28 protein-coding genes and 1 pseudogene are annotated in these 22,969 nt (G+C 52.4%); 27 read left to right on the top strand and 2 right to left on the bottom strand.

Annotation, left to right across the window (positions count from 1 at the left end):
• Positions 1 to 295: 295 nt before the first annotated feature.
• On the top strand, positions 296 to 568 hold the full coding sequence (locus tag NSB25_RS23980) for a helix-turn-helix domain-containing protein (protein WP_103241946.1): 273 nt from the start codon (positions 296 to 298) through the stop codon (positions 566 to 568).
• Complete coding sequence (locus NSB25_RS23985) at positions 528 to 905, top strand: TnpV protein (RefSeq protein WP_103241947.1); 378 nt, start codon at positions 528 to 530, stop codon at positions 903 to 905. The genes NSB25_RS23980 and NSB25_RS23985 overlap by 41 nt, the downstream gene beginning before the upstream one ends.
• Positions 906 to 944: 39 nt before the next feature.
• Here NSB25_RS23985 and NSB25_RS23990 read toward each other — a convergent pair whose 3' ends face one another.
• Positions 945 to 1,271 carry a helix-turn-helix domain-containing protein gene (locus NSB25_RS23990; protein ID WP_103241992.1) on the bottom strand — a complete coding sequence of 109 codons (327 nt, stop codon included), beginning with the start codon at positions 1,269 to 1,271 and terminating at the stop codon, positions 945 to 947.
• 139 nt (positions 1,272 to 1,410) lie between these two features.
• Between NSB25_RS23990 and NSB25_RS23995 the strand changes: the two genes are divergently transcribed.
• The 6 genes from NSB25_RS23995 (at position 1,411) to NSB25_RS24020 (ending at position 3,916) form a co-directional block, all read left to right on the top strand.
• Positions 1,411 to 1,599, top strand: a complete 189-nt coding sequence (locus tag NSB25_RS23995) for a hypothetical protein (protein ID WP_103241948.1) — start codon at positions 1,411 to 1,413, stop codon at positions 1,597 to 1,599.
• Positions 1,581 to 1,769 carry a SymE family type I addiction module toxin gene (locus tag NSB25_RS24000; RefSeq protein WP_103241949.1) on the top strand — a complete coding sequence of 63 codons (189 nt, stop codon included), beginning with the start codon at positions 1,581 to 1,583 and terminating at the stop codon, positions 1,767 to 1,769. The genes NSB25_RS23995 and NSB25_RS24000 overlap by 19 nt, the downstream gene beginning before the upstream one ends.
• Before the next feature lie 144 nt (positions 1,770 to 1,913).
• Positions 1,914 to 2,465, top strand: coding sequence for a YdeI/OmpD-associated family protein (locus NSB25_RS24005; protein WP_306817696.1), 552 nt, complete (start codon positions 1,914 to 1,916; stop codon positions 2,463 to 2,465).
• 22 nt (positions 2,466 to 2,487) lie between these two features.
• Positions 2,488 to 2,685, top strand: a complete 198-nt coding sequence (locus NSB25_RS24010; RefSeq protein ID WP_103241951.1) for a hypothetical protein — start codon at positions 2,488 to 2,490, stop codon at positions 2,683 to 2,685.
• 84 nt (positions 2,686 to 2,769) lie between these two features.
• Positions 2,770 to 3,234, top strand: coding sequence for a helix-turn-helix domain-containing protein (locus NSB25_RS24015; RefSeq protein WP_103241952.1), 465 nt, complete (start codon positions 2,770 to 2,772; stop codon positions 3,232 to 3,234).
• A complete protein-coding gene (locus tag NSB25_RS24020; RefSeq protein WP_146040173.1) occupies positions 3,227 to 3,916 on the top strand; it encodes an IS630 family transposase in 690 nt (229 codons plus the stop codon). The genes NSB25_RS24015 and NSB25_RS24020 overlap by 8 nt, the downstream gene beginning before the upstream one ends.
• Positions 3,917 to 4,050: 134 nt before the next feature.
• Here NSB25_RS24020 and NSB25_RS24025 read toward each other — a convergent pair whose 3' ends face one another.
• Positions 4,051 to 4,860 (bottom strand): helix-turn-helix domain-containing protein, encoded by an 810-nt coding sequence (locus NSB25_RS24025; RefSeq protein WP_103241953.1) that lies wholly within the window; start codon positions 4,858 to 4,860, stop codon positions 4,051 to 4,053.
• A 529-nt stretch (positions 4,861 to 5,389) separates the two neighbouring features.
• On the opposite strand from NSB25_RS24025, the gene NSB25_RS24030 reads away from it, so the two are divergent.
• The 19 genes and pseudogenes from NSB25_RS24030 to NSB25_RS24120 all read left to right on the top strand — a co-directional run bounded on the left by NSB25_RS24030 (position 5,390) and on the right by NSB25_RS24120 (position 22,943).
• Positions 5,390 to 5,581, top strand: a complete 192-nt coding sequence (locus NSB25_RS24030; protein WP_103241955.1) for a hypothetical protein — start codon at positions 5,390 to 5,392, stop codon at positions 5,579 to 5,581.
• Complete coding sequence (locus NSB25_RS24035) at positions 5,571 to 5,909, top strand: MarR family transcriptional regulator (protein WP_103241956.1); 339 nt, start codon at positions 5,571 to 5,573, stop codon at positions 5,907 to 5,909. Before NSB25_RS24030 ends, NSB25_RS24035 begins: the two co-directional genes overlap by 11 nt.
• A complete protein-coding gene (locus NSB25_RS24040) occupies positions 5,902 to 6,195 on the top strand; it encodes a DUF3847 domain-containing protein (protein WP_103241957.1) in 294 nt (97 codons plus the stop codon). The genes NSB25_RS24035 and NSB25_RS24040 overlap by 8 nt, the downstream gene beginning before the upstream one ends.
• Entirely contained in the window at positions 6,192 to 6,707 is a 516-nt protein-coding gene (locus NSB25_RS24045; RefSeq protein ID WP_103241958.1) for a DUF5720 family protein, read from the top strand. Before NSB25_RS24040 ends, NSB25_RS24045 begins: the two co-directional genes overlap by 4 nt.
• Positions 6,708 to 7,059: 352 nt before the next feature.
• On the top strand, positions 7,060 to 7,533 hold the full coding sequence (locus NSB25_RS24050; protein ID WP_330406205.1) for a signal peptidase II: 474 nt from the start codon (positions 7,060 to 7,062) through the stop codon (positions 7,531 to 7,533).
• Between the two features lie 136 nt (positions 7,534 to 7,669).
• Positions 7,670 to 9,259 (top strand): MobQ family relaxase, encoded by a 1,590-nt coding sequence (gene mobQ, locus NSB25_RS24055; protein WP_103241959.1) that lies wholly within the window; start codon positions 7,670 to 7,672, stop codon positions 9,257 to 9,259.
• A gap of 125 nt (positions 9,260 to 9,384) precedes the next feature.
• On the top strand, positions 9,385 to 10,032 hold the full coding sequence (locus tag NSB25_RS24060; RefSeq protein ID WP_103241960.1) for a CHC2 zinc finger domain-containing protein: 648 nt from the start codon (positions 9,385 to 9,387) through the stop codon (positions 10,030 to 10,032).
• Entirely contained in the window at positions 9,998 to 11,353 is a 1,356-nt protein-coding gene (locus NSB25_RS24065) for a virulence-associated E family protein (RefSeq protein ID WP_103241961.1), read from the top strand. The genes NSB25_RS24060 and NSB25_RS24065 overlap by 35 nt, the downstream gene beginning before the upstream one ends.
• A 252-nt stretch (positions 11,354 to 11,605) precedes the next feature.
• Complete coding sequence (locus NSB25_RS24070) at positions 11,606 to 11,803, top strand: hypothetical protein (protein WP_103241962.1); 198 nt, start codon at positions 11,606 to 11,608, stop codon at positions 11,801 to 11,803.
• A 6-nt stretch (positions 11,804 to 11,809) separates the two neighbouring features.
• Positions 11,810 to 13,474, top strand: a complete 1,665-nt coding sequence (locus tag NSB25_RS24075; RefSeq protein WP_103241963.1) for a recombinase family protein — start codon at positions 11,810 to 11,812, stop codon at positions 13,472 to 13,474.
• 95 nt (positions 13,475 to 13,569) lie between these two features.
• Positions 13,570 to 13,653 (top strand): annotated as a pseudogene (locus NSB25_RS24080) (Maff2 family mobile element protein); the annotation flags it as partial.
• Between the two features lie 6 nt (positions 13,654 to 13,659).
• Positions 13,660 to 14,523, top strand: a complete 864-nt coding sequence (locus NSB25_RS24085) for a VirB6/TrbL-like conjugal transfer protein, CD1112 family (RefSeq protein ID WP_103241964.1) — start codon at positions 13,660 to 13,662, stop codon at positions 14,521 to 14,523.
• 45 nt (positions 14,524 to 14,568) lie between these two features.
• Positions 14,569 to 15,012, top strand: coding sequence for a SpoVG family protein (locus NSB25_RS24090; protein WP_103241965.1), 444 nt, complete (start codon positions 14,569 to 14,571; stop codon positions 15,010 to 15,012).
• A complete protein-coding gene (locus NSB25_RS24095) occupies positions 15,012 to 15,569 on the top strand; it encodes an MT-A70 family methyltransferase (protein WP_103241966.1) in 558 nt (185 codons plus the stop codon). Before NSB25_RS24090 ends, NSB25_RS24095 begins: the two co-directional genes overlap by 1 nt.
• A gap of 27 nt (positions 15,570 to 15,596) precedes the next feature.
• Entirely contained in the window at positions 15,597 to 16,031 is a 435-nt protein-coding gene (locus tag NSB25_RS24100; protein WP_103241967.1) for a PrgI family protein, read from the top strand.
• A complete protein-coding gene (locus NSB25_RS24105; RefSeq protein ID WP_172455267.1) occupies positions 15,931 to 18,405 on the top strand; it encodes a VirB4-like conjugal transfer ATPase, CD1110 family in 2,475 nt (824 codons plus the stop codon). Before NSB25_RS24100 ends, NSB25_RS24105 begins: the two co-directional genes overlap by 101 nt.
• A gap of 40 nt (positions 18,406 to 18,445) precedes the next feature.
• Positions 18,446 to 21,484 (top strand): CD1108 family mobile element protein, encoded by a 3,039-nt coding sequence (locus NSB25_RS24110; protein ID WP_103241968.1) that lies wholly within the window; start codon positions 18,446 to 18,448, stop codon positions 21,482 to 21,484.
• Between the two features lie 18 nt (positions 21,485 to 21,502).
• Positions 21,503 to 21,745, top strand: a complete 243-nt coding sequence (locus NSB25_RS24115; RefSeq protein ID WP_103241969.1) for a DUF4315 family protein — start codon at positions 21,503 to 21,505, stop codon at positions 21,743 to 21,745.
• Positions 21,735 to 22,943, top strand: a complete 1,209-nt coding sequence (locus NSB25_RS24120; RefSeq protein ID WP_103241970.1) for a DUF4366 domain-containing protein — start codon at positions 21,735 to 21,737, stop codon at positions 22,941 to 22,943. Before NSB25_RS24115 ends, NSB25_RS24120 begins: the two co-directional genes overlap by 11 nt.
• The last annotated feature ends 26 nt before the right edge of the window (positions 22,944 to 22,969 follow it).

Here is a 22,969-nt window from a genome sequence, read left to right on the forward strand (position 1 = left end):
ATCTATTACTCTTTTGTCGGCAAGGTAGAATTGCCCGACTAAAGCCCGACCCGTCCGGCAGTCAGCCGGACAGGGAACGGCAAAATTTTTTACACTTCTTTTACTTCTTTATCTCACATGAGCAAAATCACAGGGCATGAAACAGGTCACGGCTAATTAGAGGTAATCAAAAGAGGAAAGGAAAAGCACAATCCAGACGGAACCGGCGATACCGTCAAGAAATGTTTGTGAGTTAGCAAGAATCCTGATATAATGGGTGTAAACGCCCATCTGGGGCAGAAAGGCAGGGAGAAAAATGCACATCAGCTACAAACCGCTCTGGCACACACTGATAGAGCGAAACATGAGGAAAGAGGATTTAAGGCTTGCCGCTGGACTGACCACAAATATGATAGCCAACATGGGCAAAGAAGGGAAACATATCAGCATGGACACGCTGGCACGAATCTGCGAAACGCTGGATTGTGGCATTATGGATGTGATTGAGCTGGCCAGTGACGAGCCTTCCACCACAGGAGGGAACGACAATGGAAAAACTGAAAGAAAGAATCACAGAGAACGGTATTGACTATATTCTGGCAGGCGATTACTATATTCCGGACTTGAAGCTGCCGGAGGAGAACCGCCCCATCGGACGCTATGGGCGGCTGCACCGGGAATATCTCAAACAGGAACACCCGGCACGGTACAGCTCCCTTATCCTGACCGGGAAATTGTGGACATACCTTGCCGACCTGAACGAGCAGGCGGAGGAACGGCTGGACTTAATCATGGAGCAGATAAAAACCGCCGAGGGAGTGACCGAGGAACTGAAAACCCAAAACCAGCTTGAATGGGTAGGCCGGATGAACAATATCCGCAGCCGGGCGGAGGAAATCATAAACAGCGAACTGATTTATATTTGATTGGACATGGAAAGGCCAGCCGACACCCGGCTGGCCTTTCTAACCTTCCTTATGCTCCAATACTGCCCGAATCATGGCAACGGCGATTTCCTGCTGGCTGGGCGATGTGCTTTCCCACAGTTCCGCCAGCTCCCGTATTTTGCTGACCTCATTATCTTCCAACGCATCCCGTAGCAGATAATCAGGGGAGATTTTCAGTGCATTGCAGATATTGATAAATACGGGCAGGCTGGGAACCTTTGTGCCGCCCTCAATTTGCCGGAGGTAAGTTGCGTTGATATTGCACAGTTCCGAGAGCCTGTCCGCCGTGAATCCCCGGTCTTTCCTCACCATGTTGATACGTCTGCCTAATCCTTTTCCTTCCATAATGCCCACCCATTTCATAAGCTTTTAGCATTTATTTTGTTCACTTTTAGACTACATCACGCATAGGGATTGCAATAGATTCTAAAAGGCTATATAATATTAGCTAATAGACTATAAATTATGAAAGGGGAACAACAGAATGGAACTGAACTATTTTAGGGACAGGCTTTTCGATTTACTGAATGACAGCGAGGGGATGGGGATTGCCGACCTGAACGCAGACGAGCGGAACAGCCTGCTCACTGTCAGGACAGAGGACGGGAACGTATTTGAAATCGTATGCCGACAGGCAGCGGGGAAGGAGGATGGATGGACGACCGGAAATTGACCGTTTATAATGGGCGAGGGGCTTTCAAAAAATCGCCGCCGCAGATTCTTTTACAGGGGAACTGGCTGGAACAAGCCGGATTCTCCGCAGGGGACAAAATCACCGTGAAATGCCAGCAGGGGCAGCTTGTTATTACAAAAGACAGAACAAGAGCAGACTTACGAGAATAACACTTTATTGCAACTAAATGAATTTTTTGTAAAGTCTATTCCATCAGGAAAGTTATTGCGGTATAATGGAGTCATTGACAAATCTGTAGTTGCTCATTTTGACGGCGGGGCAAACGATAGGAGGGATATATCATAAGCGAATTGATGAAATTTGCCAGCAGAAAAGAATTCCGTGAATGGCTTTACGAGCATTGTCTGTCAAATGAAGGTATTTGGCTTTTATTTGGTAAGGCTGGTGGGCCAAAAACTATAAAAGCGGGAGAAGCTTTGGAGGAAGCCCTCTGTTTTGGCTGGATTGACGGACAGATGGAAAAGATTGATGATAAAACCTATAAGAAGTATTTTTCTCTGCGCAGAGAAAACAGCAAATGGTCAGAGAAAAATAAGGCATTGGTGAAAAGGCTTGACGAACAAGGGCTTATGACTGACTTTGGCAGGAAGAAAATAGACGAAGCCAAGAAGAATGGCCAATGGGACGCTCAAAATCCTCTGGCAATCATTACAGAGGAACAGATTGCCTGCCTATCCGCACTGTTGGAAGGGTACGAACCTGCTTATACAAATTTTCAAGCCATGCCCCCATCCGTAAAGAAAACTTATACACGGGCATACCTTGATGCTAAGACAGACGCTGGACGGGAAAAGCGAATCGCATGGATGGTGGACAGGCTCAATAGAAACCTAAAACCCATGTAATCAATTTGAAAGGAGTAACACCATGGAAGAATTAAAATTTATTATGGAGAAGTTCGTTGCGTCTGGTTGGGATTTAATATCTATTCCCGCACAACAATGGTTAGAGGGAAAAGCTGATAAAGACACTTTAGTATCAGCAATCAAGCAAGCAGACAAAGAATGTGAAAGCTGCGGTTGCGAATTAGACCCGTTGTATAAAAGAGCTTTGGAATTGATTTAATATCGCCAGCAATTCTAGTGTACCGACCTATTGACATTTATGGTAAAATGTAGTAAAATAAAAAGAAACGGTGGTGATACATTTATGGGTAGAAAACGAACTTACCATATCTTTTTATCTGATGACGAAAAAAAGCTTCTCCATAGTACCATAAACAATAAAAAAACATGTAAAACAATTATCCGCAGATGTTCCATACTTCTTGAACTGGATGAAAATGCCCCCGCACATCTGACCCAGATGCAGATTGCAAAATCATATGGTGTTAGTAAGGCAACTGTTTCAAATATTGTAAAGGCATATGCCGACGGCGGCATTAAGTCAGTTACAGCGATTAACCGCAACCCAAACTCAAATGCCCGCCGGAAAGCGGATGGCAGGACTGAAGCGGAGATCATCAGGATTGCCTGCGGGCCGGCTCCGGAAGGAAGGTGCCGGTGGACACTGCGCCTTCTGGAAAAGCAGGTTCTCCTGGAGCTTGATGAGCCTGTCGGGCGGGAAACAATCCGCCGTGTTTTAAAAAAACGAACTCCATCCCCACATGAATGAATACTGGTGCATCCCGCCAAAAGAAAATGCGGATTTTATAGCACACATGGAAGATATCCTGGATGTATATGAAATGCCGTATAACCCGGAAATCCCGGTGGTCTGCATGGATGAAAAACCATACCAGATGCTGGATAACCGTCTGGAACCGCTGCCTGTGCGCCCTGGCGATATACAAAAAACGGATTCCGAATATATCCGTAAAGGAACATGCAGCATTTTCATTTTTGTGGAGCCGCTGTCAGGATGGCGTTATGCCAGTGTACAGGAGCACCGCACGGCAGAAGACTGGGCTTTAGAAATAAAACATCTTCTTACCGAATGTTATCCTTGCCATGAAAAAATCATCCTGGTAATGGACAATCTGAATACACATGTGCTGGCGTCGCTGTATAAATGTTTTCCGGCCCCAGAAGCCCGCAGTTATGCAAAAAGGCTTGAAATCCACTATACACCGAAACATGGGAGCTGGCTGAATATTGCAGAGATAGAACTTAATGCTATGACACGCCAATGCCTTGCCCGGAGGTTAATGGATCTGGAAACCGTCAGGCAGGAAGTTTCTGCCTGGGAAATCATGCGTAATGAAGATGCGTGTAAGGTAACCTGGCATTTTACGGCAGATGATGCGCGGAATAAGCTGGCTTCCTTGTATCCTAAATTTTCTTCTGCAGAGGAATAAAACACCTCTGCAGAATTACCATAGATAACAATGGGTCATCACACTAGTTTATCAAGCCACGTTCTCAACTAAATACCGCCAGCACAAAACCGCTGTTACATGGAAACATACACAACCATGCAACAGCGGTTTTTTTATTTCCGTTTCTTTCTCTGTCCGACATAGCTTTTGAAGAATTTGGATTTTTCAAGGATATGTACAAGCTGCCGGAACTCCACATCAGACAGCTTGTTATAATTGATACCCAGCCGCTTGCAGTAAAGCGCAGCCTGTTTTTCAAGGGGGCTTCCCTTGAAATTCGCAACATCCTCTAAATCCTGCTTCAATTCTTCGGCAATGGTAGTTGGCGGCGCACTCTCACTGTCAGACTTATGTGCAGCACGAATATCCCGGACGATTACGCTTATATCGTCCTGTATCATGTGGCTGAAATATTCATCATCCTCAATGTGTGCAGCCTGCAAAATCCGGAGGTACGGGTCATCCTCTCCGGGGCGGTGGCGTTCTATAATTTCGTGCCGGACGGTATCCACAAGGGAGTTGAGGTTTTGAATCTGCATGGAGGCAAGCCCATCTACATAAACCTCAATATCAGCCAAAAACTTTATAAAATCCTTGTGGGTGGCAAGTTCGCACAGCAGACGGTTGTTAATCCGGCCGCTTTTCAGAAGCGCAACCATTTCATCACTCAAATGCAATTCTGTTAAAGGCGTGTTGACCTGCTCCCTGTTTTCTGTCCGACATAACAGATAATCAATGGACACTCCATAAAAATCTGCCAGCGTGATAAGGTTGCCATGATTGATTTCTTTATTGTCCTTAGATTCATAGCTGGCAAGGGCAGATTTTGAAATCTTTGTCAGTTGTGCCAGTTTTTCCAGATTCAGCCCTTTGTCCTTGCGCAGTTCCCAAAGGCGTTCCTGTATGGTAGTCGCTCCTTTCATGGGCGCACGCTCCTTTCTGGCGGCTGCTTCCCTGCCGCTTAACTGGATTATACCATACTTTCCACAATCGTGGAAATTTCCGATATTTGCCCTTAATTCCTTTTTTGTGGACATACGGCACAAGGCTCAAAAATGTTCTATGATACAGGTAGTTCATCGATGGATTATTCCAATCGAATGACCGGCCTGTATGGGATATGCTCCCCGGCGATGTAGCGCAACGACTTCCGGCAGGGAAACGGAGGAACCCTGACCGCAACGAGCGTACCAAGGAGAGCGAAACGCCGCCAAAGACGGGGGCAGGAACGACAGCAGAGGGAACCGGCAAAATGAACACCGAAACGATACCGAAACACAACAATTTCACGGGGCATAGTCTGCCCTGTCCGTAATACCAAGGGGGATTTTGGGGCGGCTCTACGGCTGTATTTCCCTTGAAAATCACCCCGAAACGCTACACAAAAAACTACTGTCCGCCCATTCCGGCTGTTACTGCTGAATCGGGCGGTTTTTCTATGAAGGAGGCACTATGCCGAGAATGTCAAAAAAGCGGAAGAAAGAGCTTGCTTTCTTCCTGAACGACCGGGGGCGCAGAAGCTACAATGAACTCTGCCGGAAATGCCAGCATGAGTGCAAGCAGAGTTTCCGGGCTGTCATGATCGACTGCCCCCGCTACCTATCCAAACGAGCCAAAAGGAGGACACCACCCAATGAATTATGAGTTTATGATAACCGGAACACACCTGCCGCCCTGTATGCCGCTCCCAAGAGCGACACTCCGCCTGCCGGTCAGCAACACGGCAAAAGTCATGTACGCCCGCCTGCTGGATGAAATCCTGACAAGGGGAACCGAGGACTGCAACGGGATTTTGTTTATCCGCTTCCCCATCATGGAGATAGCGGCGGCACTCTCCCGAAGCCCCCAGACCTGCAAGCGTTCCTTAAACGAACTGGAACAGGCCGGGATGATTATGCGTGTCCGTCAGGGAATCGGGGAGGTCAGCCACATCTATATCCTGCTCCCCAAGGAGGACGCCGCCCATGAATGAGAAGCTGGAAAAACTGAATCAGGAGATTGAAAAGACCGAAGCAAGGCTGCGGAGGGCGCAGCATAAAGAGAAAATGCTGGAACACCAGATAAAGACTCTGAACCGGAAGGAACGGACGCACCGGCTCTGCACCAGAGGGGCAATGCTGGAAAGCCATCTCCCCCACCCGGAATCCGTGACGGACGGGCAGGTCAGCACCATCTTAAAAGTCCTGTTCTGCCGGAGCGACACCAAGCGTCTTGTAGCACAGGTTCTTGCAGAAAATCAGAAGGAGGACACGGAATGAAATTTTCAAAAAGTGAGCTGGATATTATCTACCAGTACGCCGCACCGACCAAGGAGGAAACCCTTGCGGGCATGAAAGAAATTGTGCCGGTGATAAAAGATATATTGACCAAGGCAATCGTGGAGAACGCCATCCGAAAACTGGAAAAGATACCGGAACCGGAGTGCAGCCAGTTTGTCGCTGCCACAAAAGCACGGTTCCTTGCAGAACGTGACAACTCCATCCGCCAGCGGCTTGCGGCGGCAAAGCTACAGGAGCCGATTATGCAGGGGCATGACCTGTCAGGAAAGGAACGGTTCCACCCGGAAACCCGGCACATGATTACGCTGGAAGTGCAGAAAGATTGTTTTGTCGGTTTTAAGGGAGAGCGGTTCCGCTTTTACCTCTCCGATGAAGGCTACCGGAACGCAAAACACAGCGAACAGGAAGGGGAAATCAAGATAAAGAGCCATGCCGCCGTTGTCGCCGGGAAGCTCTATCCTGACAAGAAACCCAGACAGCGGGAACGGTAAAAACGGCAGAAAAACGGAAACCCGGAAAATCCCCCTCTGAAAGAGGGCGCAATTATACACCACTTAGGGAAGTGGTGCATTGCGCCCTGCCGGGAGCGTCCTGCGGACAGCAGATGATTTCCACAGATTTTCAATCTGCTCCAATCATCACAGGGGAAGCTACCCTTCCCCTGCGCTGGCTTTGCCAGCTACCCCTTTGTGGCTTTGCCACCCGGAAATCTTTCAGAAAGCGTATTCCATTTAGCAAGTTAAAGCTGTATAATAGTGCCAGCGATAAATCAGGATTTGAGAGGAGGAGTTTTTTATCATCAAACAGATTAAGCCATTTATTATCCCTGTACTTTTTTTGACATTGATAGACCAAACTATAAAAATAATTATATTAAAGTTATTTATGCAAGACGAGTTTGATATAATATTTCATTTGTTGCGATTTAACCCAGAACAAAATACAAATTTGTCATGGTTTGGAAATTTTGCTGATGTTTTTTCAAGTTCATTTCTTATGGTTGTTTTTAACATTCTTGCCATTTATATTATTCTATCAGGATATTTATTGTATAGAGCAAAAACGAAGAAAACTAAATTTTCAGTGAAAATAATTTTAGTTTTTGGGTTGGCAGGTTGTTTGTGTAGCTTAATAGATAAAATTTTTTGGGGAGGAAGTTTAGACTTTTTGCAGATACCAAACTTCTTTATTTTTGATATTAAGGACTGTTACCTTACAGTCGCAGGAATTATATTTGTTATCATCGGTATTTTACATAGTAAAGAAATAACCGTTAAAGAGTATTTGTACTTTTGTAGGAATAAATTCAAATTGTAAAATTTTAGCTTATCAAACTGATAACTCATCAAAAACTAAATACCTGCCGCCCACCAGCGGCAACGCAAGCAGGAAACTGAAAAAAGGTATCCTGCTTTTTCTATGCCCGGAATCCGGGAGAAAGGAGGGCGCACACTTGCCATGCCCGCACTGTAAAATCACCATCATTAAGCGGAGCAACAATGAATCCGCTGTTTCTGCCGCCGCCTACCAGAGCGGCGAAAAGCTGTTCTCTGAATACGACCAAGAGCAGAAATACTATCCCTACAAGAACGAAGTCACCCACAAAGAAATCATGCTCCCACCCCATGTGCCGCCGGAGTTTGCAGACCGCAATACCTTATGGAACTCTGCTGAAGCGCAGGAGAAACAATGGAACTCCCAGCTTGCACGAAGGTTCGTGCTTGCCATTCCAAGGGAAATCCCGCCGGAACAGTATGCCGACCTTATCCGTGACTACTGCCGGGAGTTTTTTGTTTCCAAAGGCATGATAGCCGACTTTGCCATCCATGACAAAGGGGACGGCAACCCCCACGCCCATATCCTGCTCACCATGCGGGCGATGGACGAAAAGGGCAAATGGCTCCCCAAGAGCCGCAAGGTATACGACCTTGACGGGAACGGCGAAAGAATCCGGCTCCCATCCGGCAGATGGAAAAGCCACAAGGAGAACACTGTAGACTGGAACGACCGGAAGTACGCCGAAATCTGGCGGCAGGGATGGGCGGACACGGCCAACCGCTATCTGGAAGCCAATGACCGCCCGGAACGGCTTGACCTGCGCTCCTATGCCCGACAGGGGATTGATAAAATCCCCACCGTCCACATGGGGCCAGCCGCCTGCCAGATGGAGAAGAAAGGAATCCAGACCAACATCGGCAACCTGAACCGGGACATCAGGGCCGCCAACTCCCTCATGCAGTCCATCCGCCAGATGGTGCGCCATTTAAAAGGCTGGATTGCCGAATTAAAGGAGAAAAAGGCCGCTTTTCTGGAAGCGTTGAAGCAGGCCAAGGAGCCGACACTCCCAGAGCTGCTTTTTCAGTATCTGGAACTGCGGAGCGGGGAGCGTGCCGACTGGACTTCCAGAGGGAAGCTCAAAGGCACAGTTGCCGACTACAATAAAGTGCAGGCGGCTATGGACTTCCTGCGGAAGAAAGGAATCTCCACCGTGGAGAGCCTTGACACCCGGCTGGACGAAATCAGCCAGAACGCCGTTTCCGTCATGGGGAGCATGAAAAAAAGCGAGAAGCGTATCAAAGCCATCAATACCATGCTGTCCTACATTGACAAATATGAAGCGAACAAGCCAGTCCATGCGGAGTATGCCGCCATCGGCTGGAAGAAGAAAAAGGAGAAGTTTGCGGAGAGCCACCGGGAGGAACTGGACGCTTACAATGCCGCCATCCGGTATTTTAAAGCCAACCTGAAAGGCAACTCCTACTCCCGCAAAGATTTGGAATCCGAACAGGAACAGCTTGCCGCCGCCCTGCCCGGACAGAGGAAGGAGCTGGAAGCGGTTCAGGCAGACGTGAAGGTACTCCGTGACGTGCGCCACTGGCTCAACCAAGTGCTGCCATCCGAGCAGTACCGCCAGACCGCTGATCCGGGGAGGAAACCGTCTGTACAGGAGAGCCTGAAAGGGCGGCAGGAACGCATCCGGCAGGAGCAGGCAGCGAAAAGCCAGCCGAGCCGGACAGAGAAACAACAGAATATGGAACTTTAATCAGGCACTTGTTTTGTGATTGGAAACCGCAGACAAGCGCCTTTTTCTTTGCAACAAAATGGATTTACCGACAACGTGAGCGACATTGTGTCGCCCACGTTGGGATTATCAGGAGGGAACGCCTATTGAACGTATTTGAAGCCGTGAAGCAGTCCGTCACCACAAGGCAGGCTGCGGAGCGTTATGGAATTAAGGTAAACCGGAACGGGATGTGCGTCTGCCCGTTCCACAACGACAGGAACCCAAGCATGAAGGTTGACCGCCGCTTTTACTGTTTCGGCTGCGGAGCCACCGGGGATGTGATTGACTTTGTTTCCCGGCTCCACGGAATCGGGAGCAGGGAAGCCGCCCTCATGCTGGCGCAGGACTTCTCCATCCCCTACGAGGACGGGAGGAACACCGGGAAGCCGCCCATCCGTCCACGCCTGCGGAGGGAAACCGAGGAACAGAAATTTAAGCGCATGGAGCGGCACTGTTTCCGGGTGCTGTCCGACTATTACCATCTCCTGCGCCGCTGGAAGGAGGAATACGCCCCACGCCAGCCGGATGAAGCATGGAACCCCCGGTTTGTGGAAGCCCTGCAGAACATGAGCCGGGTGGAATACCTGATGGACGTGCTTCTCTCCGGGGATATTCACGAGCGGGCAGCCCTTATCACAGGACACGGAAAGGAAGTGAGGAACCTTGAAAGACGAATGGCAGAATTTACCGCCCCAGATACGGCAGGAAATAGCGAACATGGCAGGCAGCACCGAGCCGCCCCGGAGCGTTGAGGAAGTCAAGGCCATGCTGGAAACCACCGAGAAAGGCGGCTTCCGCAACAGCATGAGCAACTGCCTGACCGTGTTCCAGTGCGACCCGCTCCTGTCCGGGGCGGTTGCCTACAACCTGCTGACCGACCGCACCGATATTTTAAAGCCAATCGGCTACAAAAGAGCCACCGGAAGCCCTATGACCGACACGGACATGAAATATATCCGGCTGTATCTGGAAAAGACCTATGGCCTGACAAGCGAGAAAAAGATACAGGACGCCGCCGACCTTGCCGCCAATGAGAACAGTTACCACCCTGTCCGGGATTATTTAAACGGCCTGACATGGGACGGAACCGGGCGGATACGCTTTTGTCTGCGGCACTTTCTGGGAGCCGGTGAGGACGATTACACTTACCAATCCCTGCGCCTGTTTTTATTGGGAGCCATCCACCGGGCATTTTCCCCCGGCTGCAAGTTTGAAGTCATGCTCTGCCTTGTGGGAGGGCAGGGAGCCGGGAAGTCCACCTTCTTCCGCCTGCTGGCAGTCAAAGACGAGTGGTTCTCCGATGATTTACGGAAACTGGACGATGACAACGTATACCGGAAGCTGCAAGGCCACTGGATTATTGAAATGTCGGAAATGATTGCCACGGCAAACGCCAAAAGCATAGAGGAAATCAAATCATTTTTGAGCCGCCAGAAGGAAGTCTACAAGATTCCCTATGAAACCCATCCGGCGGACCGCCCAAGGCAGTGCGTGTTCGGCGGCACATCCAACGCCCTTGACTTCCTGCCCCTTGACCGCTCCGGCAACCGCCGCTTCATTCCTATACAGGTATGCCCGGAACAGGCGGAAACACACATTTTAGAGGACGAACCCGCTTCCAGAGCCTATATCAATCAAGTGTGGGCGGAAGCGATGGAGATTTACAAAAGCGGCAGATGGAAGCTGACGTTCAGCCCGGAAATGGTGCGCTACCTGAAGGAACACCAGCGGGATTTCATGCCGGAGGACACCAAGGCCGGGATGATTCAGGCTTTCCTTGACAGCTACCCCGGCGATACCGTCTGCTCCAAGCAGCTTTACAAAGAAGCCCTGAACCATGATTTTGACGAGCCGAAACAATGGGAAATCCGGGAAATCAACGAGATAATGAACCAGTGCGTCACCGGCTGGAACTATTTCTCCAATCCCCGGATGTTCGCCGGGTACGGCAGACAGAAGGGATGGAAACGGGAAAACGCACGGACAGAACCGGCAACAGACAGCGGCAACAGGACGGAAAAAATCCCGGAGGGATTTACACCAGTGCCGGAACAGATGGAACTTCCCTTCTGAAAAAATCCGGTCAGGGACAGCCCGTTGCATACTCCGTTGCTACCCCGTTGCCGAGCCGGTTGCCGGGGGAAATCCCGTAACTGCGGGCTTTTCTCCCCTTTAACAACCAAAGCAACAGAAAAATAAAAGAAAAAGTATAAAATAACCCAACCGCCAGACAAGGATTATCTGCGAGGTTTTTTGAAGCCCGTTGCCGGACTTCGTTGCCGGCCTTCCCTGTCTGGCCTTTTCATGTATGGAGGACAACTGCCTATGGCGAAAAATAAAACAGAGATTCATGTCACCACAGTATTTGACGGCGAGCTGGACGCTACGGACGTTTTCGTGAGCCTTATCGCACAGAAACACAGCAGAAAAATAGATAAAGAATATCTTGCTAAAACGCAAGAAATGAGATATAATAAAGACGAGGTTCATAGCGACCGTGTTCCGTCTGGATTGTGCGGGTAAACGGTTATGATGAACACTTTTGAATATGCAGGGATGGACACACTCCTTGCCGGGAGCTTCCGGGCAGCTATCTATTGCAGGCTGTCCAAGGACGACGACCTTGACGGGACGAGTGCCAGCATCGAAAACCAGCGGGATATGCTGGAAAAGTTCTGCGAGAAGCAGGGATGGGAGGTCACGGCAGTCTATCAGGACGATGGCTTCACCGGCCTGAACATGGAACGCCCCGACCTGAAACGGATGTTGAAAGCCATCGAGCGGAAGCAGATAAACCTTGTCATTACAAAGGATTTATCGAGGTTAGGGAGAAACTACTTGCAGACCGGGCAGCTTATCGAGGACTTCTTCCCAAGGAACGGTGTACGGTACATCGCCATGAATGACGGGATAGACACCATGCGGGACAACAACGACATTGCGCCCTTCAAAAATATCCTGAACGAGATGTACAGCAAGGACATTTCCAAGAAAGTCCATTCTTCCTATGTGCTGAAGGCGCAGAAAGGCCAGTTCACCGGCTGCCTTGCCCCCTTCGGCTACCGGAAAGACCCGGAGGACAGGAACCGCCTGCTGGTGGACGAGGAAACCGCCCCGGTTGTCCGGCTGATTTTCGGGTATGCGCTGGACGGGCACGGCCCCAACTACATCCGGCGCAGGCTGGAGGAAGGGAAGCACCCCTGCCCCACATGGTGGAACCGGAAGCGGGGACACCGGAATATCCGCACCAAATGGGAAAAGAAAGACCCGGAGAACGGGCGGTACGTCTGGGACTTCTCCGTGATTAAGGAAATCCTGATGAACCCCGTCTACACCGGCGCAATCGCTTCCCAAAAGACCGAGTACCGCTTTAAAATCGGCACGATCCGGGACAAGAAGCCGGAGGACTGGATTGTGGTGGAGGGGACGCATGAGCCGCTGATAGACAAAAAGAGCTTCTCCATCGTGCAGGAAAAGCTGAAATCCCGCCAGCGACCGGGCAAGTCCGGGGAAATCAACCTCTTTGCAGGGCTGATAAAATGCGGGGAGTGCGGGAAGGCTCTCACCATCCGCACCACGCATGAGAAATTCCCGAAGCGTATTTTCTCCTGCAAGACCTACAACGCCTATGGGAAGCAGCACTGCACCCAGCACCGGGTTGAGTTTGACACGCTCTATTCTCTTGTGCTGAACAAAATCCGGGTGTGCGCCGCCGCTGCCCTGACCGACAGTGAAGCGGTAGCCGACCAGCTTACCAATACCTGCGAAGCCCAGCAGAAAGGCCAGAGGGAAGCGATGGAGCGCACCCTTGCCAAAGACGGGGAACGGATTGACGTGCTGGAAAAGATGGTGCTGCGGCTCTATGAGGACATGGTAGCCGGACGGATTACAGAAGAAAACTTCAATCTCCTGCTGGAAAAGACACAGAAGGAACAGGCGGAATTAAAAGCCAAAGTTGAGGAAGGACGGAAACGCCTTGCCGATGAAATCCGGCTTGCCGTGGACGCAAGGCAGTGGGTGGAATCCATACAGGAGTACCAGGACATCACCGAGCTGGACGCTCCCACCTTAAACCGTCTGATTAAAGAAATCGTTGTCCATGAAACCATAAACAGCGACAAAACAAGACACATTTCTATCGAAATTCATTTTAATCTCAAACCCATACCGGAAGTGGAGCAGGTCACAGGCTGACCGCTCCCCTGCTCCGGGGAGGTTCTTTAAAAACTCCATATATATTTCTTGACGTGCCGCCGCCCGCCAGAAAGCTGTATTGTTCCTACTAATTGGGGATAACACAGCTTATGGCGGGCGGAGGTATTGCGCTGGTGGGTGCCACGCTGATCCCGCTGCTCTCCGGCCTGTTCGGTTAATAGCCGATGGGCAGTCTGTTTGAATGGATAACAGACTGGATTAAAGAGGGCTTGATTGAAGCGATCACAGGACAATACACCGGTATCTTTGAGTCCGTCAACAGCCAGGTCTCGGATGTGGCCTCCCAGGTAGGCCAGACACCGCAGGGATGGAATGGCGGCGTGTTTTCCATGATACAGAACCTTTCGGAAACCGTCGTCATTCCCATTGCGGGAATCATCCTGACTTTTGTTCTTGTCTATGAACTGATCCAGATGATCCTGGAAAAGAACAATATGCACGATTTTGATACGTTCAACATCTTCAAGTGGATTTTCAAGACCTTTGTTGCCACATACCTGCTCACCAACTGTTTTACCATTGTCATGGCGGTGTTTGACGTCGCCCAGCATGTGGTAAGCAGGAGCGCCGGCGTGATAAACGGAAGCCTGGATGTTACCGCCGCGCTGGCCGACCTGGAGACGCAGCTTGAGGCAATGGGGATGTGGGAACTGATCGGCCTGTGGCTGGAGACCAACATCATCAACCTGTGCATGTGGGTATTGTCCATCGTGATCTTTGTCATTGTGTATGGCCGCATGATTGAAATATATCTCACGGTCAGCCTGGCACCCATACCGTTTTCCACAATGGCAAACCGTGAATGGGGGCAGATGGGGACGAATTACCTGCGTTCCCTGTTTGCTTTAGGTTTCCAGGGGTTTTTGATTATGGTCTGTGTTGCGATCTATGCGGCGCTGGTCCAGTCAATCCCTTCTTCCGGCGACATCCACGGCGCGATCTGGGGCACGGCAGGCTATACGGTCCTGCTGGCCTTCGCCCTGTTTAAGACAGGCTCGCTGTCCAAAAGCATATTTAACTCGCATTAGCGTGTAACCAACCTACATTTTAACAAGAAGGAGGACTTTTCTATAATGAGTAAGACAAACAATGAACCCATGCAGCCGGAGGCCCAGGCGGGCGAGGGCTTGAAGCTGGATGTGACGGTGCGCCCGATTGCCCCGATGGGGAACCTTCTGGCTTTCGCCAATGTGACGATTGGGGACAGTTTCAAGATTGACGGCTTCCGTATCTGCTCCGGCGAAAACGGCCTGTACGTCAACATGCCTTCCACCCAGGATAAGCAGGGAAAATGGAGGGATGTCTGCTGGCCGGTGACGGCGGATTTCCGCAGGCAGCTCAACGACGCCTTGATCGGAGGGTACGGGCAGGCGATTGAAAACCTGCAGGCCACCCTTGAAGCGACAAAGGGAGCGGCGGAGAAGCCTTCACTGACCGGCACCCTGAAAGAAAATGCCGGCAAGGTCAAGACGGCCCCGGCAAAACCCGCCCCGACAAAGAATGAGCAGGCCCGGTAATGGCGGAGGCCGGGAAATATGGCATCGTGTACGCAGACCCGCCCTGGCGCTATGATATGAAACGCGGAAACGGGGTGGCTGAAAACCACTATCCGACCATGAGCATGGACGAAATATGCGCGCTGCCGGTTGCAGACCTTGCGGCCAGGGACAGTGCGCTTTTCCTGTGGGCCACCTTCCCGCAGCTTAACGAAGCCTTCCGGGTGATCGAGGCATGGGGGTTCAAATATAAGACGCTGGCCTTCCTCTGGCTCAAACAGAACCGGAAAGCGGATTCCTGGTTTTACGGGATGGGGTTCTGGACCCGCTCTAATGCGGAGGTATGCCTTCTGGCGACACGCGGGCGCCCGAAACGCCAGTGCGCGGGAATCCACCAGTTTGTAATCTCCCATATTGAGCAGCACAGCAAAAAGCCGGACGAGGTACGGGATAAGATCGTGAAGCTCATGGGCGACCAGCCCAGGATAGAGCTTTTTGCGAGGCAGCAGACCCCCGGCTGGGATGTGTGGGGCAACGAGGTGGAATCCACGGTCACGATGCAGGAACAAAACCAGTGAGATAAGCATGAATGGAGGTGAAATTACATGCCTTATGTACCCGTACCCAAAGACTTAACAAAAGTCAAGACCAAGCTGGCCTTCAACCTGACGAAGCGCCAGCTTATCTGTTTCAGCCTGGCCGCGCTGGCCGGGCTGCCGGTATATTTCCTTACCCGCGGCGCTGTCGGCAATTCGGCGGCGGTGCTGATGATGATCGGGCTTATGATGCCCTTTTTCTTTTTCGCCATGTATGAGCGGGACGGGCAGCCGGCGGAGAAACTTCTGAAAAACAGGCTCCGCTATAAGCTCTGGCCGAAGAAACGGCCATACCGGACAGAAAACCTGTATAAATCCATGTCAGAGAAGGAGGTTATGAGGATTGCCAAAAACCAGACAGCAGGAGGCCCAGGAAAAGCGCCTGCAGAGAAACATCAGGCAGGCCCAAAAAGCCAGGGCCGATGCAAAAACAGGCGGGCGTAATGCTTCCCGCGCAAAGCCGTCCAGGAAAGGCGGCTTTTTTGCCGGGCTCAAATCGGATGCCCCGCAGACGGTCCAGCAGAGTATTCCCTACAAGGAAATGTACCGGGACGGGATCTGCCGGCTGACGGATAAGCTCTACACCAAGACAGTGCAGTTTTTTGATATTAACTACCAGCTCGCACAGGCGGATGACAAGGCGCAGATTTTTGAGGGCTACTGTGATTTCCTCAATTATTTTGACGCTTCGATCCGTGTGCAGCTTACCTTTGTCAACCAGCGGGCCAACATGCAGGATTTCGCCCGCAGTATCGACATCCCCGTCCGCGGCGACGAATATGACGGAATCCGCAGGGAGTATGGGGATATGTTAAAGGGCCAGCTCCAAAAAGGCAATAACGGCCTTACCAAACGGAAATATATCACCTTCGGCATTGAGGCCGACGACCTCAGGACCGCAAAAATGCGCCTGGAGCGGATCGAGGCTGACGTGCTGGCGAATTTCAAGGCCCTGGGAGCCCAGGCAAGGCCGCTTAACGGGCTGGAACGCCTGGAGCTCCTTCACAGCCAGCTCCACCCGGACGGGCAGGAAAAGTTTCATTTCACCTGGGCGGACCTGCCGAAAACCGGGCTTTCCACAAAAGATTTTATCGCGCCCTCCGGCCTGTCGTTCTCGAATGACGGAAAGACCTTCCGGGTGGCCGACCATTCCGGGGCGGCGTCCTTTTTGCAGATTTTAGCGCCGGAGCTGACGGACCGGCTGCTGGCGGAGCTGCTTGATCTGGACGACGCCGTGACGGTGAACCTGCATATCCAGTCTATCGACCAGGCGCAGGCTATTAAAAATATCAAGCGCAAGATGTCCGACCTGCAGAAAATGACCATTGAGGAACAGAAGAAAGCGGTCCGTGCAGGGTATGACATGGACATCATACCTACCGACCTTGCCACCTATGGGGAAGAAGCAAAAAATCTCTTACAGGATTTGCAGAGCCGGAATGAGCGGATGTTTTTAGTCACGGTACTGGTGGAGAACATCGCGCCGAAACGCCAGAAGCTGCTGAACGATATTCTGTCTGCCTCCGGCATTGCGCAGAAATATAACTGTGCCCTGAAACGTCTGGACTTCCAGCAGGAGCAGGGCCTGATGTCCTCCCTTGCCTTAGGGCTGAACCAAGTTGAGATTGAGCGTGGGCTTACGACCAGCAGCACCGCCATTTTCGTGCCGTTCACGACCTGCGAGCTGTTCCAGGAGGGCGAGGCGCTTTATTATGGCCTGAACGCTTTAAGCAACAACTTGATCATGGCGAACCGCAAGAACTTAAAGAACCCCAACGGCCTGTTCCTGGGAACGCCGGGCAGCGGCAAGTCTTTCTCGGCAAAGCGCGAGATTGTCAACGTGTTCCTTCTGACGGAGGACGACATCATCATTGCAGACCCGGAGAATGAGTACGGGCCATTGGTGCAGCAGTTCGGCGCCCAGGGGCAGGTCATTGACATTTCCCCGACCTCCACCAACTATATCAATCCGATGGACATTAACCTGGACTATTCGGATGATGAAAACCCCATCACGCTGAAAAGTGATTTTATCCTGTCCCTGTGCGACCTGGTGATCGGCGGCAAGGAGGGGCTTTCCCCCATTGAGAGGACCATTATTGACCGCTGCACAAGGCTGGTGTACCGGGATTATTTGCAGGACCCGCGCCCGGAAAATATGCCGGTCCTGGGAGATTTGTACGGGCTGCTTTTGAAGCAGGCCGAGCCGGAGGCGCAGAATATCGCCACGGCGCTGGAAATCTATGTCAACGGCTCCCTGAATGTATTCAACCACAGGTCCAACATTGACATGAACAACCACCGGGTACTCTGCTTCCAGTTAAAGTCTCTGGGGAAGGCCCTGAAAGAGATCGGGCTTCTCATTATGCAGGATGCCGTTTGGAACCGTGTCACGGCCAACCGCTCGAAGCATAAGACGACCTGGTTCTATATTGACGAATTCCATCTCCTTCTGAAAGGCCAGACCGGAAGTTTCAGCGTGGAAATCTGGAAACGGTTCAGGAAATGGGGCGGCATACCGAGCGGCCTGACGCAGAACGTGAAGGACCTGCTGGCCTCCCGTGAGATCGAGAATATCTTTGAGAACTCGGATTTTATCTACATGCTGAACCAGGCCCAGGGGGACCGGCAGATTCTGGCGAAGCAGTTGGGGATTTCCCCGCACCAGCTTTCCTATGTGACCCATTCCGGCCCCGGCGAGGGGCTTCTGTTCTTCGGGAATGTGATTATCCCCTTTGTCGATCATTTCCCGAAGGATACCCTGCTGTACAGCGTACTTACAACCCGGCCTGATGAAGTGGCAGGGACGAAAGCATGAGAAAACGAAAATACCCTGAAAGCGATTGGAGGTGAGGACAATGGCGCGTGACAGGAATTTTCAGAGAAAACAGAAAGACGCCCGGATGCCGGCGCGGGATTCCCACGGGGAGGACCGCATGGCGGCCCGGCAGGGAGAGCCGGATTTTGACCTGCGCCGGGCAAGGGACGCCCCTTCTTCCGGCACTTCAAGGAACCGCAGGCAGGCGGCACCGGTGCAGGCAGAAACTTATGGATCAGATATATTTGCAGGCTGCGAAAACAGCGATACGGCGGCACAGGATTCCCCTATCCAGGTTTTCCCCGGACAAGAACCAACCGGATCAGAGCCATATGTGCCGGAAACCGGGCGGGGCAGCCAGGGACAGGGCAATGCCGTTTACAGGGATGCCAGGCGGGAGAAACCCAGGCAGGCTGATTTTAGCCAGGAGAGCCCAGGGAGGCGCAATACCGTTTACCAGAATTTCAGGCAGGAGGAACCCAGGCAGACGGATTCCAGCCAGGAGAGCCCAGGGGGACGCAATGCCGCTTACCAGAATTTCAGGCAGGAGGAACCCCGACAGGAGGATTCCAGCCAGGAGAGCCCAGGGAGGCGCAATACCGTTTACAGGGATTCCAGGCAGGAAGAACCCAGGCAGGCGGATTCCGGCCAGGAGAGCCCAGGGAGGCGCAATGCCACTTACCGGAATTTCAGGCAGGAAGAACCCAGGCAGGCGGATTCCGACCAGGAAAATCCCGGAGAGACATCTTTTGCAGAACACGATCCGAAAGGTACGGATTCCCGGTATGGGAAATTATTTCAGGAAAGCGCCGGGGCACAGAAAGGGGAAGAAAAATCCGGCCAGGCAGGACGCCGGAACCGGACACGGCAGCATGGCAATAAATACCAGCAGCGCTTCCGGGAGACGGCACAGGCAGGGGAACAGGCGGCGCAGGCAGAAGGGAAGGCCGGGGACGGGCAGAAGAAAATTTCCAAGCTGGAATTTACCGCTGACGAGCTCCCACCGGAGACGGCGGATAAGAAACTCACGAAAGCCAGGCGGAAGGCAGAACGGACAGCGGAAAAGCTGGAACAGGCGGAAAGCCGCCTTCCTGCCCGCCGCAGGCTGCGGATGGAAACAGCTTCCGACCCTGATACGGGCAAGGCCAAAAAGCGCCTGAAATTTGAAAAGGAGGTGAAGTCCCAGCGGGCCCATGTCAAGGGCCCCGTCCCAATGCGCCCGGTAAAGGCCGGCGCAAATACGGCAATCGGCTACGCCCATAAAAAGATTTACCAGACGGAGAATGAGAATGTCGGCATTAAGGCGGCCCACCGCACCGAGCTTGTAAGTGAATCGGGGCTGCGCATGGCATATCACAGGCATAAGACAGCGCCGTACCGCAGGGTGGCAAAATTGCAGCAGAAATCAGCCAGGGCCAATGCCCGGCTTGCCTACCGGCAGACTTTGCATGACAGCCCGGAGCTGAAGAAAAACCTCCTTGCCCGGATGTGGCAGAAACAGAAGATAAAACGCCAGTATGCCAAAGCAGCCAGAGAAGCGAAAAAAGCGGGAAAGCGTGCAAAGGACACCGCCGTTACCACGGAAAAGATCGCGGCCGGCGTGGTCCATGCCGTCAGGCGCCACCCGGTCCTATGCGGGATCGTGCTCCTGCTCCTTCTGGTATTTTTTCTGATCGCGTCCCTGATTTCTTCCTTTTCCAACCTGGGGACCGGCGGGCTGGGGAGCCTTGCAGCCTCTACCTACCTGGCGGACGATGCGGACATCAACAATGCGGAGCTTGCTTATACCGAGTGGGAAACGGACCTGCAGATGCAGGTCAACCGTGTGGAAACAGACCGGCCCGGCTACGACGAGTACCGCTATAATATCGGCCCCATTGAGCATGACCCCTATGTCCTGATGGGGTACCTCACTTCTGCCTATCAGAATTTTACCTATGCGCAGGTCGAGGGCGTCCTCCGGGAGCTTTTTAACGGGCAGTATTCCCTCTCTTTTTCAGAAGAAACGGAAACCCGCTACCGGACGGAAACAAGCACTGACCCGGAGACCGGCGAGGAAACGGAGGAAGAAGTGCCTTATGAGTGGCACATTTTGAATGTAACGCTTACTTCCGTGCCGCTTGAAAACCTGGTGGTTCCACGCATGGATGCGGACCAGAAGGAAATCTGCGAGATTCTATTGCAGACCAAAGGCAACCGCCAGTATGTGAAAAATGTATTTGGCACGAACTGGCTGCCCTATGTCACCAGCTACTACGGCTACCGGGTACACCCGATCAGCGGGGGAAAGAACTACCATACCGGCGTTGACATCGGGATGCCCCAGGGCACGGAGATTCTGGCCGGGCATGACGGCACGGTCACGCTGGCCGGTGAAGCCGGAGGATATGGCCTGTGCGTTGCCATTGAGGGCGAGGCTTATGAGGGGCACTCCCTCACCACCAAATACGGCCACTGTTCGCAGATTCTTGTATCTGCCGGGCAGGAAGTAAGGGCTGGGGACGTGATCGCGAAGGTCGGCAGCACCGGGAATTCCACCGGGCCGCACCTGCACCTGGAGGTCCTGGTTGACGGCCAGTATAGGAACCCTTTATATTTTGCCGATACCGGCGATACCAGCGAGCGGCATTTACCAACAGTGGGCGCAGGCGGCGGAGGGAATTATTTTGATTACGATGTCCCGCCGGAGGCCCTTGCGGATGAAAAGTTTGCCGCCATGCTCGCGGAGGCCGAGAAGTATTTAGGCTATCCGTATGTATGGGGCGGCGCGAGCCCTTCCACTTCCTTTGACTGTTCGGGCTATGTTTCCTGGGTAGTCAACCATTGCGGCGTGGGATGGAACTTCGGGCGGCTGACCGCGGACGGGCTTTTAGGCGTATGCACGCCTGTATCAAGCGCGGATGCAAGGCCCGGCGACCTGATATTCTTCCAGGGCACCTACAATACCAGCGGCGCAAGCCATGTGGGAATCTATGTGGGCAACGGGATGATGATCCATTGCGGGGACCCGATCTCCTACGCAAATATCAACACAAGCTACTGGCAGCAGCATTTTTATACATTTGGGCGTCTGCCCTGACAGATTGGAGGTAATGAATTGAACCCTAAGATTGAGAAACTGGAGAAAGAGATCGACAAGGCCAAAACAAAGATCGCGGAGATGCAGGCCAAACTCCGCGACCTGGAGAAACAGAAAACGGAGCTGGAGAATACCGATTATGTGGCGATTGCCCGCAGCTTCCATCTGACGCCCCAGCAGTTGGCCGAATTTCTGAAATCGCAGCAGCCCGCCCCGTCCGGGAACGGCACGCTGCAGAAGGAGGATAGGAATGAGGACTAAAAAAATCTCTCTGCTACTGGTGCTTATGCTTGCCGTAAGCGCCATAGCTTTCCCCCTGACGGCCTATGCCGCCGGGGACAAAGATACCACGCCGCCCGAACTTACGGCTTCCCTGGACGGCGATACGCTGAAAATAGAAAGCAGCGACGATAATTCCGGCGTGGAGGCGGTCTTTGTGGACGGGAACCGGATCGGAACCCTGACGAACGGGGCGGCCTCTGTCACCTTAAAGGATTATGCCGGCACGGAAAAGCAGGTAAGCGTGTACGCCCAGGATTATGCCGGAAACCGCTCAAAGGCCGTGAAGTTTGAGAATCCCTATTATGAGGAACCGGCGCCCACGGAAAAACCTGCGGCTGCAACGCAGGAGGACCAGGGCGGCACGGCGGCAAAACCGGCGCAGGCCCAGGCTGCTTCCCCCGGCAGCACAAACAGCAATGCCGGGAACAGCAATTCCGGCAGCAGCCACTCCGGGAACGGTTCTAATACAGGTACGAATACGGGCGCCAATACCGGCGGCAATACAGCCTCCGGCACAAACGGCGGCGGCTCCGATTCCCAGGAGGAAACCGCTTCCGCTATCCCGGACGGCGCATTTACCCCGGAGGGCACCGGCACGGTGTTAGATACGGCCATCGGGGAAGATGGGGATAAACAGTTTTACACCATCACCTCCGAGGACGGGAATGTGTTCTATCTGATTATTGACGGAAAGCGTGACGGCAACAATGTCTACTTCCTGAACGGCGTTACCGAGGCCGACCTGATGGCTCTGGCGGAAAAGAGCGGGGACACCATGAGCGCTATCCCGGCGGAGGACGTCTGCACCTGTACGGAGAAATGCGCAGCAGGGGAAGTTGATACCGCCTGCCCGGTCTGCAAGAATGACCTGAAAGGCTGCACCGGGAAGGAAAAACCTGCGGAAACGGAGGAACCCGCGCAGGCCGAGCAGCCGAAAAAGGACAAGGGCAGCGCCGGCACGATTATCTTCATTCTCATTGCCCTGCTTGCGGCAGGCGGCGTTGGCTATTATGTGAAGATCGTCCGTCCGAAACAGCAGGCGGAGGATGACGAGGATTTCGAGGATGACGGGTACGGCGAAGGCTTCGACCCGGACGAGGCTTACGGCGGGACGGAATATCTCTCCGAGGACGATTTTGAGGACAGGATCAACGAGGAACAGGAGGACAGCGAGTAAAGCTGTCCTTTTGTATTCCAATCAAA

The organism is Acetatifactor muris, assembly GCF_024623325.1.
Lineage (GTDB): Bacteria > Bacillota > Clostridia > Lachnospirales > Lachnospiraceae > Acetatifactor > Acetatifactor muris.

Excerpts from the sequence above, each read along its gene's own strand:
- NSB25_RS23980 (WP_103241946.1), top strand. The coding sequence starts at position 296 with ATGCACATCAGCTACAAACCGCTCTGGCACACACTGATAGAGCGAAAC.
- NSB25_RS23985 (WP_103241947.1), top strand. The coding sequence starts at position 528 with ATGGAAAAACTGAAAGAAAGAATCACAGAGAACGGTATTGACTATATT.
- NSB25_RS23990 (WP_103241992.1), bottom strand. The coding sequence starts at position 1,271 with ATGGAAGGAAAAGGATTAGGCAGACGTATCAACATGGTGAGGAAAGAC.
- NSB25_RS23995 (WP_103241948.1), top strand. The coding sequence starts at position 1,411 with ATGGAACTGAACTATTTTAGGGACAGGCTTTTCGATTTACTGAATGAC.
- NSB25_RS24000 (WP_103241949.1), top strand. The coding sequence starts at position 1,581 with ATGGACGACCGGAAATTGACCGTTTATAATGGGCGAGGGGCTTTCAAA.
- NSB25_RS24005 (WP_306817696.1), top strand. The coding sequence starts at position 1,914 with ATGAAATTTGCCAGCAGAAAAGAATTCCGTGAATGGCTTTACGAGCAT.
- NSB25_RS24010 (WP_103241951.1), top strand. The coding sequence starts at position 2,488 with ATGGAAGAATTAAAATTTATTATGGAGAAGTTCGTTGCGTCTGGTTGG.
- NSB25_RS24015 (WP_103241952.1), top strand. The coding sequence starts at position 2,770 with ATGGGTAGAAAACGAACTTACCATATCTTTTTATCTGATGACGAAAAA.
- NSB25_RS24020 (WP_146040173.1), top strand. The coding sequence starts at position 3,227 with ATGAATGAATACTGGTGCATCCCGCCAAAAGAAAATGCGGATTTTATA.
- NSB25_RS24025 (WP_103241953.1), bottom strand. The coding sequence starts at position 4,860 with ATGAAAGGAGCGACTACCATACAGGAACGCCTTTGGGAACTGCGCAAG.
- NSB25_RS24030 (WP_103241955.1), top strand. The coding sequence starts at position 5,390 with ATGCCGAGAATGTCAAAAAAGCGGAAGAAAGAGCTTGCTTTCTTCCTG.
- NSB25_RS24035 (WP_103241956.1), top strand. The coding sequence starts at position 5,571 with ATGAATTATGAGTTTATGATAACCGGAACACACCTGCCGCCCTGTATG.
- NSB25_RS24040 (WP_103241957.1), top strand. The coding sequence starts at position 5,902 with ATGAATGAGAAGCTGGAAAAACTGAATCAGGAGATTGAAAAGACCGAA.
- NSB25_RS24045 (WP_103241958.1), top strand. The coding sequence starts at position 6,192 with ATGAAATTTTCAAAAAGTGAGCTGGATATTATCTACCAGTACGCCGCA.
- NSB25_RS24065 (WP_103241961.1), top strand. The coding sequence starts at position 9,998 with ATGGCAGGCAGCACCGAGCCGCCCCGGAGCGTTGAGGAAGTCAAGGCC.
- NSB25_RS24070 (WP_103241962.1), top strand. The coding sequence starts at position 11,606 with ATGGCGAAAAATAAAACAGAGATTCATGTCACCACAGTATTTGACGGC.
- NSB25_RS24075 (WP_103241963.1), top strand. The coding sequence starts at position 11,810 with ATGATGAACACTTTTGAATATGCAGGGATGGACACACTCCTTGCCGGG.
- NSB25_RS24085 (WP_103241964.1), top strand. The coding sequence starts at position 13,660 with ATGGGCAGTCTGTTTGAATGGATAACAGACTGGATTAAAGAGGGCTTG.
- NSB25_RS24090 (WP_103241965.1), top strand. The coding sequence starts at position 14,569 with ATGAGTAAGACAAACAATGAACCCATGCAGCCGGAGGCCCAGGCGGGC.
- NSB25_RS24095 (WP_103241966.1), top strand. The coding sequence starts at position 15,012 with ATGGCGGAGGCCGGGAAATATGGCATCGTGTACGCAGACCCGCCCTGG.
- NSB25_RS24100 (WP_103241967.1), top strand. The coding sequence starts at position 15,597 with ATGCCTTATGTACCCGTACCCAAAGACTTAACAAAAGTCAAGACCAAG.
- NSB25_RS24110 (WP_103241968.1), top strand. The coding sequence starts at position 18,446 with ATGGCGCGTGACAGGAATTTTCAGAGAAAACAGAAAGACGCCCGGATG.
- NSB25_RS24120 (WP_103241970.1), top strand. The coding sequence starts at position 21,735 with ATGAGGACTAAAAAAATCTCTCTGCTACTGGTGCTTATGCTTGCCGTA.